Origin of the sequence: Rothia sp. HMSC069C10 (assembly GCF_001812205.1) — a bacterium.
Taxonomy (GTDB): domain Bacteria; phylum Actinomycetota; class Actinomycetes; order Actinomycetales; family Micrococcaceae; genus Rothia; species Rothia mucilaginosa.
In genome coordinates, this window is the sequence record NZ_KV808297.1 from 224,683 (window position 1) to 240,948 (window position 16,266).

Consider the following 16,266-nt stretch of genomic DNA (forward strand, 5'->3'; position numbering starts at 1 on the left):
CCTGCGTAGGCGCGGAGGAAACATGCGGCGCGCATCATCAGAGACAAAGCCGGATACAAGCTCCTCAAGCCCAAAAACTGTATTTATTCAGGGAACGCAAAAATCCCGCCGATTCCTAAGAATCAGCGGGATTTTCTGTGAAGTGCGCCCCCTGGGACTCGAACCCAGAACCCATTGATTAAGAGTCAATTGCTCTGCCAATTGAGCTAGAGGCGCTTGTTTGTTTTTCAAGGTTTCCCTTGCAACAGAAAAATACTATACGCGAGTTTTTGTGGTGTACGCAAGTTGATTTGTGGTGAACCTGGACACATTGTTTGGGTGGGGTGTGTGGGACACTAGACTGTGTGTATTGCATGGGGCGCGTCCGCCCTTGGTACTGTGTGGAGCGCATCCGCCGCTCCCCTGCTGATTTCTATTGATGTTTTGAGGAGTTATTGATGAGCGTTCGTCTTGAGCCGGGCACCCCGGCACCTGCTTTTACCCTTGCTGATGCGTCGGGTAAGGAGCACAGTCTGAGTGATTATGCGGGTAGCAAGGTGATTTTGTATTTTTACCCGAAGGCTTCGACTCCGGGTTGCACTAAGGAGGCGTGCGATTTCCGCGATAATTTGGCGTCGTTGAAGTCGTTGGGTTACGTGGTGTTGGGTGTTTCTCCGGATTCGCCGGCGGCTATTGCTCGTTTTGTGGAGAAGGAGTCGTTGACGTTCCCGCTGCTGTCTGATGCTGATCATGCTGTGGCTGAGGCGTATGGTGCGTGGGGTGAGAAGAAGAATTACGGCAAGGTGTATGAGGGCCTGATTCGTTCGACGTTTGTGATTGATGAGCAGGGTGTTATTTCTGTGGCTCAGTACAATGTGCGTGCGACGGGTCATGTGGCGAAGTTGCGTCGTGATTTGGGTATTGACCCGAAGTAGGGTCACGTTTTCTGGGGTTTGCGTATCGCTGTTCTGCTGCTTCTTGAGGGGCTGCTGCTCGGCGTGTTTGCGGGCTTTTTGCCCCATGGGGGCTTCTTTTAAGGCTTGGAGAACCTTGGTTCCTGGTGTACACTAATTTTTTGTTGCCTCAGACGCATGCATCTTCGGATGTGGGGTGACACTACGCGCGAGTGGTGAAATTGGCAGACACGCAGGATTTAGGTTCCTGTGCCTTATGGCGTGGGGGTTCAAGTCCCCCCTCGCGCACACACATTCACATTGGGCCCGCCGTCACGGTTTTCGTGGCGGCGGGTTCTCTTGTATGCGCCTTGCCGGGGTGGGTGTGTCTCGCCCGGTTGGGTGTTGAACCGTTATCCTGAGAGATAAGCATCCGCGACGGAAGAGAGGACCCTCCCGTGCAGCATCAGCCTTATGCATCATCAGCTGTTGGCAATTCTGATGCGCTGCTGCGAGCCACTGCCGGCTCGAGTGGCTTGAGTCGACGTGCCGTTTTGCGTTTTGGCGCGCTTTTTAGTGCTGGTTTGGCGCTTTCTGCGTGTTCTGGTCAATCTTCTGCTGGTTCGTCGGCTGGTTCTTCGGCGAGCGCGTCGTCTGCTGATGCGCGTCGTGTGTTTCGTTTTGCGCAGGGTGCGGCGCCGTTGGGTTTGGACCCGGCGTTGTTTCCTGTGGCGAGTACGTATCAGGTGACGGCGCAGGTTTTGCAGACGTTGTTGGTGGCGAATCATTACACGGGTGATCCTGAGGTTCAGGATTCGTTGTGTAGTGAGTGGACGGTTTCTGATGACCGCTTGGTGCATACGTTTGTGTTGCGTGAGGCGCATTTTAGTAACGGTTCTGCGTTGACTGCGGATGCTGTGGTGCAGAATTTCCAGAGGTGGCAGGCGTTGGCTACGGGTGAGGGTACTGCTGCTCATGCGGTGCCTGCTCAGCCTTTGTTTGCGTGGGGTTTTGGTGTGCCGAAGCCGGGTTCTATTGATCCTTCGGCGGTGGAGCCTGCGCCTGTTCAGGCGTCTCCGTCGGGTGCGACGACTCCGTCTGCTTCTGCAAGTGCTTCCCCGTCTGCTTCCGCAACTGCTACCCCGAGCGCGTCGGCTTCTGCATCGGCTTCTGCGGGTGCTCATGCTGCTACTCAGCCGGATGATAAGAAGAGCAGCAAGAAGGCAGATGCCGCCCAGTCATTTGCGGTGCAGTCGTTCTTGCCGCTGGTTTCGTCGGTGGTGGCGAAGGGTAACTCTGTGGTGGTGACCCTGTCGCGTCCTTCTCTGGCGTTCCCGCGTATTTTGACGCAGCAGGCATTTGGCATTATTGATCCTTCGCTGTTTGGTGCGGATCAGAAGCTGACGGGTAACCCGGTGGGTACGGGTGCGTTCCGTGTGGAGTCATTCGAGGCCGGCACGGTTCGCTTGCTGAAGAATACCCATTTTGATGGTCAGGCACCTGAGCTGGATGAGATTCAGATTTCGACCCTCACTTCGTCGGATAAGCGTTATTTTGCACTGATGGAGGGTCACATTGATGCGTGTGATCAGGTGAATTCTTCTGATCTGGGCCAGTTGGCGCGTGATGGCTATCAGACGCCGGGCCGTGACCCGTTCTCGCTGGTGTATTTGGGTTTGAATACGGCGCATCCGGTGTTGAAGAATATTTCGGTGCGTCGCGCTATTTCGCATGCTGTGGATCGCGGTGCGTTGCGTCAGTATTATCCGCAGGGCACCTCGGATGCGCAGACGCTGATTTCGCCGTCGTTCCGCATTAAGGCTGATGATGCGAAGGATTACACGGACCGCAATCAGGATATGGCGCGCTCGCTGTTGGCGACTGCTGGGTACGACAATCAGGTGATTGAGTGCTACTACCCTGCCGATGTGTCTCTGCCGTGGATGGATACTCCGCAGAAGGTGTATTCGGAGATGGTGGCTTCGCTGATTGAGGTGGGCCTGAATATTAAGCCGGTGCCTCTGCCGTGGTCTGAGTATCTGTCGAAGAGCCGTGAGGTTTCTTCTGAGCGCGGTATTACCTTGGCGGGTTTCTACGGCATGTACCGTGACCCGTATGCGTTCTTTGGTCCGGTGTTGGCGCCGCTGATTGCTGAGCATCAGGTGCGTTCGTTGATTGCTAATGCGCCGTCGGATATGACGACTGGTTTGACGAAGAAGAGTTCTGATGTGCCGTCGTCGGGTGGTGCGAATTCGAATGTGCGGATTTCTGCGACTCCGAGCCCGCAGCCGAGTTATTCGCCGGACCCGTTGATGCCTGAGGAGGAGGCTTCGGCTTCTGCTTCGCCGAGCCCGTCGGCGTCACCTTCGCCGTCGCCTACTGCTGTGGCGGTGGCGCCGTCGCCTCGTTTTACTGAGATTTTGGAGGCGATTCGTACCGCGGACTCTGCCGATTCGGTGGATTCGCAGCGCGAGTTGTACGCGAAGGTTGTGTCTCAGTTGGGTCAGTTCATGCCGGCGGTTCCGTTGCTGAATGTGACGTCTAAGGTGGCGGTGAGCCGTGAGGTTCAGGGCTATCAGACGGAGCAGAATGCGATTGAGCTGTTCGGTAAGCTGCGTAAGTTGTAGGCAGTTCAGGTTTGAGTGTTGCGTTGCGTGTGTGTTTGGCGTGCCCTGGAGGGTTTCTACCCTCCGGGGAAGCTAACGTGTGAACTGCAACACTCTCCTGTTATTTGCTGATTCTAGCTATGCCTCCCCCGCTAAAAGGAGTAGGCTAGATGATGTACCCCACAGTCATTGTGCCCGAGGATGGGCACCCTCACCCTAAGGGAGAACTCAGTGGTAGCACGTACTGAACGAACCGACGTCGTCCTGGTCGGCGGCGGCATCATGAGCGCCACCCTCGGCGTGTTCCTCAAGGAGCTCGAACCGACCTGGAATATTATCCTACTCGAACGCCTCGACAAGGTTGCTCAGGAATCCTCCAACCCCTGGAATAACGCAGGTACCGGCCACTCGGCACTGTGCGAGCTCAACTACGCCCCCGCTGGTCCCGACGGTACTGTCTCCGCTGCCAAAGCGCTGAACATTAACGAGCAGTTCCAGGTTTCCCGCCAGTTCTGGGCATCCCTGGCTGAGAAGAATATTCTGACTGACACCAGCTTCATCAACCCGGTCCCCCACATGTCCCTGGTCTTCGGCGAAGACCACTCCAAGTACCTGGCTGCGCGCTACGATTCTTTCCGCAAGGAGAAGCTCTTCGAGCGTATGCAGTTCTCCACCGAGCGCGAGAAGATTGGCGAATGGGCACCGCTGACCGTCAAGGGCCGCAAGGGTAACGAGCCGATGGCTGCAACCTGGTCCCCCGAAGGTACCGACGTGAACTTCGGCTCCCTCACCGAGCAGCTGGTCGATTACCTGCAAACCAAGGGTGTTGAGGTTCGCTACGGCTACCAGGTCACCAACCTGAACCGCGAGTCAAACGGCTCCTGGCAGGTTCAGGCGATTAACCGCATCAACAAGGATGAGCCTCTGAGCATCAACGCGAAGTTCGTCTTCCTGGGTGCCGGCGGTGGCGCTCTGCACCTGCTGCAGAAGTCCGGCATTGAAGAGGGTAAGGGCTACGGCGGCTTCCCCGTCTCCGGCCTGTTCCTGCGCAACACCCACGAGGCAACCGCAAACCAGCACAACGCTAAGGTGTACGGTCAGGCTTCGGTGGGCGCACCTCCCATGTCCGTGCCGCACCTGGACACCCGCTACGTGGACGGCAAGCGCGCCCTCATGTTCGGTCCCTACGCTGGCTTCAAGACCAACTTCCTGAAGCAGGGCTCCCTGCTGGACCTGCCGCTGTCCCTGCGCCCGCACAACATCTACCCGATGACCCGCGCAGGCATCGACAACCTCTCCCTGGTCAAGTACCTGCTCTCCGAGCTGGTCAAGGACAAGAATGCACGCCTCGAGTCGCTGTACCAGTACTACCCCGAGGCTGTTGGCGGAGAGTGGGAGCTCATCGAGGCTGGCCAGCGCGTTCAGATTATGAAGAAGGACGCAAAGAAGGGCGGCATCCTGCAGTTTGGTACCGAGGTTGTCTCCGCAGCGGACGGCTCCATCGCGGCTCTGCTGGGCGCATCCCCCGGTGCTTCTACTGCGGCTCCGATTATGCTGAACCTGCTCAAGCAGTGCTTCCCCGCCAAGATGTCCGGCTGGGAGCCCCGCCTGAAGGAGCTCATCCCCGGTTACGGTGTGAAGCTCAACGACAACCCGGATCTGGCTGATGAGGTTATGGCTCACACTGCTAAGGTTCTGGGTATTCACAACTAGTTTTCAGTTAGGCTCAGCAGGTAGCTTTAAACCCAAGCTGACAAGCCTTGTTTGAGGCTTTTCGGGGCGGTTACCCTCTCTAGCTGACCAACAGGTTAACTATCTGCACTCGCAGAAAAATATGGGAGGGTCATAAAACCCTATAATGTCACCGCAGGGGCGGGAAGGACAGCTCATTGTTCTCCTCGCCCCTTCTGTGCGCCCACACACTGAAGCTCATAGGCGCACCACTGTGTACACCCCATCATTCAAGGAGCCCCATTGGCTGCACACACCGGCTCTTCCACGGACACCTCCTCAACCCAGGTACCCGCCGGAGCTCGACGCGGACTCTTCTCCCGTAAGAAGAAGCCCGCAGCCCCCAAGTACGCAAGCGTGAAACTGCGCGACTTCCCCAAGGGCAGCATTCTCTACATTCTGCGCCGTGCCATCTACAAATTCGGCGCAAACGGCGGCACCGACATGGCGGCAGCACTCACCTACTTCACCGTGCTGTCCATCTTCCCCGCCCTGCTGGCGATCGTCTCCCTACTGGGCGTATTCGGTCACGGTGAGGAAAGCGCCGCCGTCATCCTCGCCTTCCTCAAAGACAACGCGCCCGCCCAGATGTACGCCATTATGGAAGACCCCATCAAGCAGATTACCGGCGACCATGGCGCAGGCCTGGTGCTGTTGACCGGTATCCTCAGTGCGCTCTGGTCCGCCTCCGGGTACACCGGATCCTTCGGCCGAGCTCTCAACACGGTCTACAACGTGCGTGAAGGCCGCCCCGGCTGGATACTCAAACCCATCAACGTGTTCGTCACCGCCGTGCTCATCATCCTCGTGGTACTCATGATGCTCATGATGCTGCTGGGCGTAACCGTCCTGGACATGGTCGGTCAGTACGTACCCGAAACCGTCAATATGGAGCTCATCAAGCTCATCTGGCTCAACGGCCGCTGGGTCCTCATCCTGTTCATGGCAATCGGGCTCATCACCCTGCTGTACGCCGCCACCCCGAACGTGCGCCGCTTCAAACAGTGGAAACTCTCCCCCGGTGCGGCGCTCGCCCTCTTCGGCATGGGCCTGGGCGGTTTCGGATTCACCCTCTACGCCAACAACTTCAGCAAGTACAACGCCACCTACGGCCTGATCGGTGGTGTGATTGTGATGCTGCTGTTCATCTGGATCATGAACAATATGCTTCTCTTCGGCGCGCATCTGGACGCCGAAATCATGCTCATGCGCCAGATTATCGCTGGCGATGACGACCACGGCCACCTGAAGGTGCAGCCGCGCAGCACCTCCGCATCGCGTGCACTGAAGGCACGCCAGGAACGCCTCATGTCCGCCGGACGCGAATTGCAGCAGCAGGCGGCAGGCCAGGGCATGCTCCCCAAGCCGAAGGGCCCCTCCATTGCGGATCGCGTGCAGAAGGCGGTGGACACCAACACCACCATGATTCGCACGCTCATTGCCGACGGTAAGGAACGCATCGAAAACGGTAAGGAGCAGCTGCAGCAGAAGCAGGCGAAGGCAGACGCCACGGCGGAAGCTACCGAGTCTGAGGCGAAGGCTGACTCTCAGCAGAAGGCACTCTTCGACCCGGGCACCGATAACTCAACCGATGCGGCACAGAAGAACTAAGCGGCAGCCGAGCGCTCACCCACCATGCGTGTGAAGGGCGCGGGACAGAAACCCTGGTCACTAAGATAGACATATGACCAGTGCAGATTTCTCTCCCGCGCCCTTTGCTGTACCCAATGCAGCAACACCCACCGTCGTGCTCCCCGACCTCGAGTACACCCTCTACCAGCCGCAGCAGCTCAAAAGCCGCATCCCCGCCCTCATGATTCACGGCTTCGCCACCCGCGGCGAACAGCTCTACGGCGGCACCAGCTGGATCCGCCAATACCTACGCGCCGGATACCCCGTGCTGATCGTTACCCTGCCCTACCACTCAGACGAATACCTCAAAGACCCCGAATCCATGCACGCCATCGACTGCAAGCTCCCCGACAACACGAGCGTGCGCAGCCGCACAATTCCGTTCGATTCGGTGCCCCCTGTCGATGCTGCAGGTCAGCCGCTGACCCCCATGCACCTGTTCACCAATCTGCTCGCCCAGCTGCTGCGCACCGTCGCCACCGAGAACGACCTCGGCGTTGAACTGGAGCCCCGCGCGCACGTTATCGGTTTCTCCTTCGGCGCCCGCGTCGGCTGGGAACTCGCCCTCACCCACCCGGAGGCGGTCGCGTCCCTCACCCTGGGCGGCCTGCCCCTACACGACCACCTCATTACCCTGCGTTCCATGCTCGAAGCGCACGAGGGAACCAGCGTCACGGCGGATAGTGAAACCCCGGCGGCGGACTCCACCGACGAGGCGATTGCCTCCTTCACCTCGATTATTGACAACTCCCCCATTCAGCCCGACGCACTGCTGAAGTTCGTGCGGATTCCCTTCGGCCCGTTCTTCGACGTGCCCGCCCTGCGTGCCGGATCCCCGAACCTACCTGCCGGTCACCCGGGCGCGCATCCGCACGCGCCCGTTGCGGTTGTGCTCGGCGACGCGGACACCATCGCCGCAGACGGCGCCGAACTCTACGACATGGTGCGCGGCAACAACCCGCTCAACCGTTTCATCTCCCTGCCCGGCCGCGACCACGTGAACGCACTGACCTCGGGCGCGTTCCGACGCGGCGCGCTCGCCTTCGCAGCAGAGGTGGAGGCGGCAGAGTAAGTAGCCGCAGGCTACGCGGGTTCCGGGCGGGTTGAGTTACAACGTCATAAAACGTCACATTCACCTGGGGGCTTCACGCTCAGCCCCGGGGTGCATCAGGTATGCCTTAGCTCTTAGAATGGGAACGTATCAAAAAACCTTTATCTGCGGTTGAGCCTCAGCCGCGCCTCAGCAAAGGAGCACCATGCACAAGGTTAAGGCTGTCGTAGCCCTCGCCCAGGACGCGCCCGTCACCGTCACCACCATCAACGTACCCGACCCCGGCAAGGGAGAAGCACTCGTCAAGGTCCTCACCTGCGGTGTCTGCCAGACCGACCACCACTACGTCACCGGCGGCGTCGGCCAGGACTTCCCCTACCTGCTCGGCCACGAGTCCGCAGGTATCGTTGAGGCTGTCGGCGATGACGTCACCGACATCGCCCCCGGCGACCTGGTCATCCTCAACTGGCGTGCCGTCTGCGGCGAATGCCGCGCATGCCGCAAGGGCCAGCCGCAGTACTGCTTCGCAACCCACAACGCAACCCAGAAGATGACCCTCGAGGACGGTACCGAACTCACCCCCGCACTGGGTATCGGCTCCTTCGCTGAGAAGACCCTCGTCGCAGCTGGCCAGTGCACCAAGATCACCGCTGACATCAGCCCCGAACAGTACGCAGCCATCGGTCTGCTCGGCTGCGGCGTCACCGCAGGTCTGGGCGCTGTGCTGAACACCGGTGAGCTCAAGCGCGGCGAGTCCGTGGCAGTCATCGGCTGTGGCGGCGTCGGCACCGCAGCAATCGCAGGCGCACAGCTCGGTGGCGCAACCACCATCATCGCCGTCGACATCGACGAGGATAAGCTGGCACGCGCACGCGAACACGGCGCAACCCACACCGTGAACTCCTCCAAGGTCGACCCCGTCGAAGCCATCAAGGAACTCACCGGCGGCTTCGGTGCAGACCTCGTCATCGACGCTGTCGGCATCGCCCCCACCTTCAAGCAGGCATTCGAAGCACGCGACCTGGCTGGCCGCGTCGTCCTCGTCGGCGTGCCCGCACCCGGCACCACCTGGGACATCCCGCTGGATGAGGTGTTCGGCCGCGGCGGCTCCATCAAGAGCGCATGGTACGGCGACACCCTGCCCTCCCGCGACTTCCCCGAATTCGTGGACCAGTACCTGCTCGGCCGCCTCGACCTGGACGGCTTCGTCTCCGAGCGCATCCGCCTCGAAGACGTCAACGAAGCATTCGAAACCATGAAGACCGGCCGCGTGCTGCGCTCGGTCGTGGAACTCTAGGAGCGTAGCGTGAGCGAACGTATTGAACGAGTCGTCACCTCCGGCACCTTCTCGTTGGACGGCGGTTGCTGGGACGTCGACAACAACGTCTGGATCATCGGCAATGACTCCTCCGTGATCATCATTGACCCCGCCCACGACGTCGACAAGATTTCCCGCACTGTCGCAGGCCGCACCGTGGAGAAGATCCTGCTGACCCACGCCCACGACGACCACATCCGCAGCGCCAAGGAGGCGGCAGAACGCTTCGGCGCACCCGTCTACCTGAACCCCGCAGACCGTGTGCTCTGGGAAATGGTGTACCCTTCCTGGGACTTCGACCACGAACTCGCTGACGGCGATATACTGCGCATCGGCGACACCGAACTGAAGGTCCTCGCCACCCCCGGCCACTCCCCCGGCTCCGTGTGCTTCTACGCACCCACCCTCAGCTGGGAGAACAGCGAAGGCGTCGTCTTCTCCGGCGACACCCTCTTCAACGGCGGCCCCGGCGCAACCGGACGCTCCTACAGCGATTTCGACACCATCATCGAGTCGATCTCGACCCGCCTGCTGACCCTGCCCGAGTCCACCGCGGTCCTCACCGGCCACGGCGACAGCACCGGCATCGGCCTGGAAGCACCCGAGCTTCCGGCATGGATCAAGCGCGGCCACTAAACCGGCAGCCTCACGCTGAAGTTCACAGGCTGAGGCTCTCACACCGAGGTTCTCAGGCCGAGGCTCACCACAAACCGAGCACGGTACACAAAAGGCGGATGCCCCACCACCTGCAGAAGGTGGCGGGTCATCCGCCTTTTATCGCGCGCTCATCACGCTCAAGCTACCGGCAAGGAACTAGCAGCAACCCAAACTAGCCGCGTTCCGTCTCAGCCAAAGGAGCCAACTGCTCCTCATGCTCCTCACGCCACAAGTAGCCGTACAAATGACCCAACGCAAAATACAGCGTCGCAATAATCACCGGCACCATAAACGCATTACGGTAATACGGAGCGTCACCCATATAGCCGCCCCACATACTACCCATCGCAAGACCAATACCCAGCATCGAGCGGGTAAAGAAGCTCGCCTGCGCATCAGGAATATGCTTGAGCGAACGGTTCAGCCACAGCTCATGACCGCCAAACGCCACACCCAGCACCGCACCACACAGCACCAACGCATAGAAAATCGTGGACGTATCATCACTCGCCGGCAAATACAGGGCACCCATAATCAGCAGAACGCCGCTCACCAACCAACCATGCCACGGGTTCACCGAACGGGCACCCAAAACCACGGGGAAAGACACAAGCACCATCGCGCCGGTACCGGTCGCAACCATCGCCATGAACAGGTTCATCGAACCGTGAATCAGCGAGAAGCCCAGCAGACCCGAACCGACCGCGCCCATACACGCACCCAGCAGCACCAGACCAAGAATCAACACCACCGTCTGCTTATTCGGACGGACCAGATTCTTCGGCGGAGACATGCGAATACGCGAAATATCCGGCAGCCACATCGGCGCGGCCAGAACCACAATGAACAGTAGCGCATCCAGAATCATCGTGATCCAGAAGCCCGCATACTCATGATTCGGGGTGAGGTACGCATCGCCCAGCCGCACCAGCAGAGCAGCCAGCGGGTACATCGACAGGTTCGCCGTCGTCCCCCAAGAAACAGCTGTCGACAAGCGAACATCACTGTACTTATAGTTGCGGCGGTACAGCGACTCCAACGCAAACGGCGTCCACGGCGGAGTCGTAAAACCCATCGCCACGCAAGAGAGCGCATGGTATGTCGTACTCACGTTATTCGGGTCAACCGTCAAACGCCAACCAATGACCAGCATATTCAGCACCGCAGCAATATTCAGCACCGACGTAATCGCCAGCAACGCCCTCAAACCCAGGGCACGCACCAGCATCGGGCCGAGCATAATCTGCACCGAATACGCGCCAGCAAACGCCGCCACCGCATAGCCGCCATCATGCACACTACCCAGGTGGCTCGCCAACAGAATATACAGCGCAAACGCCGAAGAAGCCGCCGGAATATGGAACAGAATCGTCAACACATTACGGGCAAAGCCCTCATCACGGAGCACACCGCGCAGATGGTAACGCTGCTCCTTACCGTTACGCAGGAACAACGCCCAATGCTGACGCAAAATATCCGGCACCGAGGCGTTCGTATTAACCTCATCCGCAGTAGGAACCGGTCGCGGAGGCAACTCCTGCAACACGTGGTCGTTACTGCGCACCACATCCGTCAAGGACGTACCCGGAACCGTTGGAATACCCGTGCCCGAAGCACACGACTTATCCGGCGAATCGGAGGCGGGTGCCACCTTCATGGTGCGCGGAGGAACCTCCGGCGCGGATGCGTTAGCGCGCGCATCAGCCGAAGGTTCCACACGATACGTTGAGTTCGGGTCCCTGTCCTGAGGTGTCGAGGTCATCATCTCTTTCACGAATAAGCCGCCGGACATGCCACAACAGCAGCCCGGAAGCGAATTTATGCCTACTAGGAGTTTACCCTCACCGACGAGCCGTTCTGACCCTTTTCAACCACAATCTGGGCGGGAATACGGTTCTTCATCTCCTCCACATGCGAAATCAGGCCAATAGTGCGGCCGCTATCACGCAGAGATTCGATCGTGCCCATCACCATGTCCAAGGTTTCGGCGTCCAACGTGCCAAAACCCTCATCAATGAACAGGGTATCCAGCTCGATACCGCCGTTATTCGCCTGCACAACCTCAGCCAGACCCAACGCCAACGACAGCGACGCCAAGAACGACTCACCACCGGACAGCGACGACGCCTCACGCGGCTCGCCCGTCCAGGTGTCGGTAATCTCCAGGTTCAGGCCGCCGCCGGAACGGCTACCCTTCGCACGGTGATCGCTGAACACCATGCCGTAGCGGCCCTCACTCATGCGATCCAGGTGCAGTGACGCCGAGTGCAGAATCCGCTCAAACTCGGCACCCAGCACGTAACTCACCAGGTCAACCTGGTGCTCATAGCCGCCCAGCGTGTCACCGCGGGCAGCCGCCGCCAGGTTCGCCAACATCTGCGCACGGTCATAACGCTGCGCCGTCTTCGCACGGAACGCCGCATACTCGCCACGCAGCACATGCAAAGAACGCAGCATGCTCTCCCGCTCACCCTCACGAAGAGTCAAACGGTGCGCCGCCGCACGCAACTGCTCAACCTGCTCACGCACACCCTGCAGATCATCCGGCGCCTGCTCACCAGCGGCGGCACGCGCCGCCACCGCAACAATCGCCTCACGACCAAAGCCCTCAAGGAGGCGGGCATGCTCCAACTCATACGCGGCAACAGCCTGCTCCAGGGCATCAACACGCTCGGGGGTGCGCACCGCCGCCTGCACCAGCTCAGCGCTCTCAAACGAAGACTCAGCCAGCAAACGCTCAGCCTGCGCCGCCGCCAAAGCATGACGCTCACGCGCCTGCCCCAACAGCAACACTGCACGAGCAAGACGCTGATGCGCCACACGGTAACCCTCAACAGCCTCAACACGTTGCGCAAAACCCACCGCTGCACGAGCAGGCGCCAACTCAGCCGCAGCCGCCTCACAGCGCGCCGCAGCATCACGGTGACGAGTCTGAGCCTCAACCGCCGCGCTCTCGATGGTGCGTAGCGCCTCCTGAGCCTTCTGCTGCTCGGCACGCACCCGCTCAACCTTCACCAGCACGCCGTCACGCGCGGTCACGCGCGACTGAGCCTGCGCGAGGCGGGTCTGCGCCTGCTGCAGCTGGGCGGCAGTCTGCTCAACATCGCACTCGCCCTGAGCCACCAGGGTCTCGTACTGGGTGCGGGCGGCGGCAAGCGCCTCGGAGGCTTCCTGATGTGCCTTGGTCGCCCGATCCTTAGCCAGTTCGTGGGTACGCGCCTGCTTGTGTGCCTTGTCTTCACGCTCCTTGGCGGCGTCCAGGTCGGCACGCTCAACCAGCTGCTCGCCCTCGGCAATCCGCGCCGGAGCGGGGTGCTCCACTGAACCGCAGACCGCGCAGGGTTCGCCGTCCTTGAGCTCACGCGCCAGCAGAGACGAGGCCTGGGCGAGGCGCAGCACCTGCAGGTTCTTGAACTCCTCCGTGGCGGCGAGCGCCTGCTGAGCCGAAGCCTGCCACTTTTCCTGCGCCTTCTGCTCGGCGGTGGCGGTGCGCTTGCTCTGCTTCTGGGCCGCAGCAACCGCGGCGGAGGCGGCATCCAGCTTCTGCTGCATCTGCTGGGCTGCATCGTGCTTCTGCTGCGCCTCGGTGACCAGGTGCGCGGCGAGGGTACGCTCCTCGTCGGCGGTGCTGTAGCCGGCGAGTTCTTCGGCGAGCTGCTCGGCCTGGGCGGTGAGGTCGTTCAGCGTCTTTTCGGCACGCGACTTGTCCTTCTCGAGGGCGTTAGCCTGCTTCAGCAGGGCGGCTGCGGCGGCTTCCTCGTCGGTCAGCTGCGCGTCCTTCTTCTGCAGGGCGCGCAGGGTGTCAAGGAGCGCCTCGAGCTGGGTTTCCTGCTCGGCGGGCTCGAAATCCGGGAGTGCGGCGAAGGTGGTCTCTTCGGGGAAGATGACCTCTGCCGAGGTTTCCTCATCGCGGAGTGCCGCAAGCAGGGCGCGACCAGTCTCATCCAGCGCGGATGCACAGGCCGCCTGCTCCTGCTGGCGGGCGGCGAGCGCCTGCGATTCGGCATGGACCTGCGCGTACTGTGCGTGCAGGGGCGCGGCGGCACGTGCCTGCGCCAGCTCTTCACGCTGCGCCTTGTGCTCGTCGGCGCGTACGGTCAGGCGGGTGCGGCGCTCGCAGAGCTGCTCGTATTCGCGCCAGTCGGCCTGCAGCTGGGCGCGTTCGGCGAGCAGGCGGGTGTTCCGGTCGGCTTCGTCGGTGAGGCGCTGCTGCTCCTGCTTTTCGCGTGCGGAGGTTTCGCGGGCGCGTTCTACTCCGCCGGCGACCCATGCGTCGAGGGTTTCGGCAGTGACATTCTCGGCAGTGACGCTCTCAGCGGTGAGCTGTTCGGAAGTCTCCGCCTCCACAGGGTCTTCGGTAGCGGAGCCCTCCCCTGCAGCATCTTCAGCGTCCGGATCCGCAACATCCAGTAGCGCCTGCAGGGCGAGCATTTCTACGCGGGCACGTTCAAGGTAGCCGCGCTGGGTGTTTTCGTCCTGGGCGACTTCCTGCTGGGCGGTTTTCGCTTCTTCGGTGAGTGCGGCGAAGAGCTGTTCGTAGTGTTCGACGGGGAACATCTTTTTGAGCAGTTCTTTGCGTTCTTTGGGCTTGGACTTGAGGAATTGCGCGAACTGACCCTGCGGCAGGAGTACGACTTTGAGGAATTGTTCTTTGGTCAGGTGGGTGCGTTCGGCGATGGTGCGGTTGACTTCGGCGACGCTGCTGGAGATGGGGGTCCAGGCTTTTTCGTCGGCGGGGTCGGCGCCGGGTGCGAGTTCGGCGAGGGTTGCTTTGGCGCTTTCTTCGCGCATCTGGCCTTTGCGGGCGCCGCGGGTGATGGGCTTGTTGTAGGCGGGGGTGCGGTCGATGCGCAGGCGCTTGCCGTGGAGGGTCACGTCGAGCAGCACGCGCGGTTTGGTGCCGCTGTGTGCCGCGTAGGTGGAGTGCAGTTTGGCGGATTCGCGGTCGCTGCTGGTTTCGCCGTAGAGGGCGTAGCAGATGGCGTCGAGGATGGTGGTTTTACCGGCGCCGGTGGGGCCGTTGAGCAGGAATACGCCGGCGCTGTTGAGGGTGTCGAAGTTGATTTCTTGGCGCTTGGGGTATGCCATGAAGGCTTCGAATTCGAGGGTGTGCAGGATCATGCGTTGTCCTTGTGGCTTTTGATGTGGTCGCTGAGGGTGGTGATGACGTCGCGTTCTTCGCTGGTGAGGGGGCGGTTGCGTACGTATTGGTGGAATTGGTCGAAGGTGTCGACGGGGTCGGCGTCGCGGGTGGGTTGTGCGGCGGCGGGTTTGTCGGCGGCGGGTTGGGTGCTGCGGTAGCTGAAGTGGGAGATGGTTTCGTAGCGGCTGCGCAGGCGGTCGACGGCACCGACGGGTAGGGTTTCGTCGGTGAGTTCGATGCGGCAGTAGTAGCCCTGCTCGTAGGGGCTGTTTTCTGGGGCGTTGAGTAGCTGCTCCATGGTGCCGCGCAGGGTTTTCATGTGTACACGGGTTGCCCATTCGTGGCTGCTGATGGTGGGTTCTTCGCCGGGGTTGAGTTCGATGAGGTAGGCGCCGTTGCGGTTGTGTTCTTCGCTGAATGAGAAGCCGAGCGGGGAGCCGCTGTAGCGGATGGTGTGGGTGACGGGGTAGCGCTTGTGGATGTGGCCGAGGGCTACGTAGTCGAAGCCGTCGAAGAGGGAGGCGGGTACCCAGTCGATACCGCCGACGCTGATGTCGCGTTCGGAGTCGCTGCGGGGTGTGGTGTCTGCGCTGCCGGTGGTGTCGCTGACGGTTGCGTGGCTCATGACGATGATGCGGTCGGCACCTTCGCCGCGGGCGCGTCGTTCTGCGGCGTCGGCGCGGATGGCGTTGGTGACGGCGCCGAGGACCGCCTGGTGGGTGGGATCTACACCGAGGGCGGTGGCATGGAGGCGCGGCGCGAGGTAGGGGATGGCGTAGACGTGTACGCGCAAGGTGCCGTCGGTGAGTTCGACGGGGCGGGTGGCGTCTTCGAGGCTGGTGCGCAGGTGCACGCCGGAGGCTTCGAAGAACGCGGCGCCGTAGCTGAGGCGGCGGAAGGAGTCGTGGTTGCCGGAGCTGAGGATGACGTGCACGCCAGCGCGCATGAGGCGGGTGAGTGCCTGGTCGAGCAGGGTGGTGCTTTCGGCGGTGGGGATGGTGCTGTCGTAGACGTCACCGCTGATGAGGAGGGTGTCGATACCTTCGGCGTGCACGTAGTTGAGCAGTTCGTCGATGAACTGCTGGTGTTCGCGGGTGAGGGGGCTGCGGTGGAAGGTGCGGCCGAGGTGCCAGTCGGAGGTGTGCAGAATCTTCATGGTTTCAGTATGGCACTGCGTCATGTTTTGCGCCTCGCAGTTCGTCATTCAGGGGTCGGAACCCACCACTGCGTAGGTGCTCATGCGGAGCGGGGGCTCC

10 protein-coding genes and 2 tRNA genes are annotated in these 16,266 nt (G+C 61.0%); 8 read left to right on the forward strand and 4 right to left on the reverse strand.

The features are described 5' to 3' along the window. Nucleotides 1-143: 143 nt before the first annotated feature. Nucleotides 144-216, reverse strand: a tRNA-Lys gene (locus HMPREF2842_RS03165). A 221-nt stretch (nucleotides 217-437) separates the two neighbouring features. Between HMPREF2842_RS03165 and bcp the strand changes: the two genes are divergently transcribed. From bcp to HMPREF2842_RS03205, 8 genes are all read left to right on the forward strand, one after another. Further along, the gene (gene bcp / locus HMPREF2842_RS03170; protein WP_005508643.1) at nucleotides 438-914 is read left to right on the forward strand and encodes a thioredoxin-dependent thiol peroxidase; all 477 of its coding nucleotides are present in this window, start codon (nucleotides 438-440) and stop codon (nucleotides 912-914) included. Nucleotides 915-1,099: 185 nt separating this feature from the next. Then, nucleotides 1,100-1,181 (forward strand) — tRNA-Leu (locus tag HMPREF2842_RS03175). A gap of 149 nt (nucleotides 1,182-1,330) precedes the next feature. Further along, entirely contained in the window at nucleotides 1,331-3,499 is a 2,169-nt protein-coding gene (locus HMPREF2842_RS03180; RefSeq protein WP_070642684.1) for an ABC transporter substrate-binding protein, read from the forward strand. Between the two features lie 210 nt (nucleotides 3,500-3,709). Continuing rightward, nucleotides 3,710-5,191, forward strand: coding sequence for a malate:quinone oxidoreductase (locus tag HMPREF2842_RS03185; protein ID WP_070642687.1), 1,482 nt, complete (start codon nucleotides 3,710-3,712; stop codon nucleotides 5,189-5,191). 261 nt (nucleotides 5,192-5,452) lie between these two features. Continuing rightward, nucleotides 5,453-6,820 carry a YihY/virulence factor BrkB family protein gene (locus tag HMPREF2842_RS03190; RefSeq protein ID WP_070642689.1) on the forward strand — a complete coding sequence of 456 codons (1,368 nt, stop codon included), beginning with the start codon at nucleotides 5,453-5,455 and terminating at the stop codon, nucleotides 6,818-6,820. 73 nt (nucleotides 6,821-6,893) lie between these two features. Further along, nucleotides 6,894-7,913, forward strand: a complete 1,020-nt coding sequence (locus HMPREF2842_RS03195; protein WP_049327723.1) for an alpha/beta fold hydrolase — start codon at nucleotides 6,894-6,896, stop codon at nucleotides 7,911-7,913. Nucleotides 7,914-8,097: 184 nt separating this feature from the next. Further along, nucleotides 8,098-9,189, forward strand: a complete 1,092-nt coding sequence (locus HMPREF2842_RS03200) for an S-(hydroxymethyl)mycothiol dehydrogenase (RefSeq protein ID WP_005505506.1) — start codon at nucleotides 8,098-8,100, stop codon at nucleotides 9,187-9,189. A 9-nt stretch (nucleotides 9,190-9,198) separates the two neighbouring features. After that, entirely contained in the window at nucleotides 9,199-9,846 is a 648-nt protein-coding gene (locus HMPREF2842_RS03205) for an MBL fold metallo-hydrolase (protein ID WP_049352549.1), read from the forward strand. 193 nt (nucleotides 9,847-10,039) lie between these two features. On the opposite strand, the gene HMPREF2842_RS03210 is transcribed toward HMPREF2842_RS03205, so the two are convergent. The 3 genes from HMPREF2842_RS03210 to HMPREF2842_RS03220 form a co-directional block, all read right to left on the reverse strand. Then, entirely contained in the window at nucleotides 10,040-11,629 is a 1,590-nt protein-coding gene (locus HMPREF2842_RS03210; RefSeq protein ID WP_246823164.1) for an MFS transporter, read from the reverse strand. Between the two features lie 65 nt (nucleotides 11,630-11,694). After that, nucleotides 11,695-14,988: an AAA family ATPase gene (locus tag HMPREF2842_RS03215; RefSeq protein ID WP_070642692.1), complete on the reverse strand. Its 3,294-nt coding sequence runs from the start codon at nucleotides 14,986-14,988 to the stop codon at nucleotides 11,695-11,697. Next, a complete protein-coding gene (locus HMPREF2842_RS03220) occupies nucleotides 14,985-16,190 on the reverse strand; it encodes an exonuclease SbcCD subunit D (RefSeq protein WP_246823165.1) in 1,206 nt (401 codons plus the stop codon). The genes HMPREF2842_RS03215 and HMPREF2842_RS03220 overlap by 4 nt, the downstream gene beginning before the upstream one ends. Nucleotides 16,191-16,266: the final 76 nt, after the last annotated feature.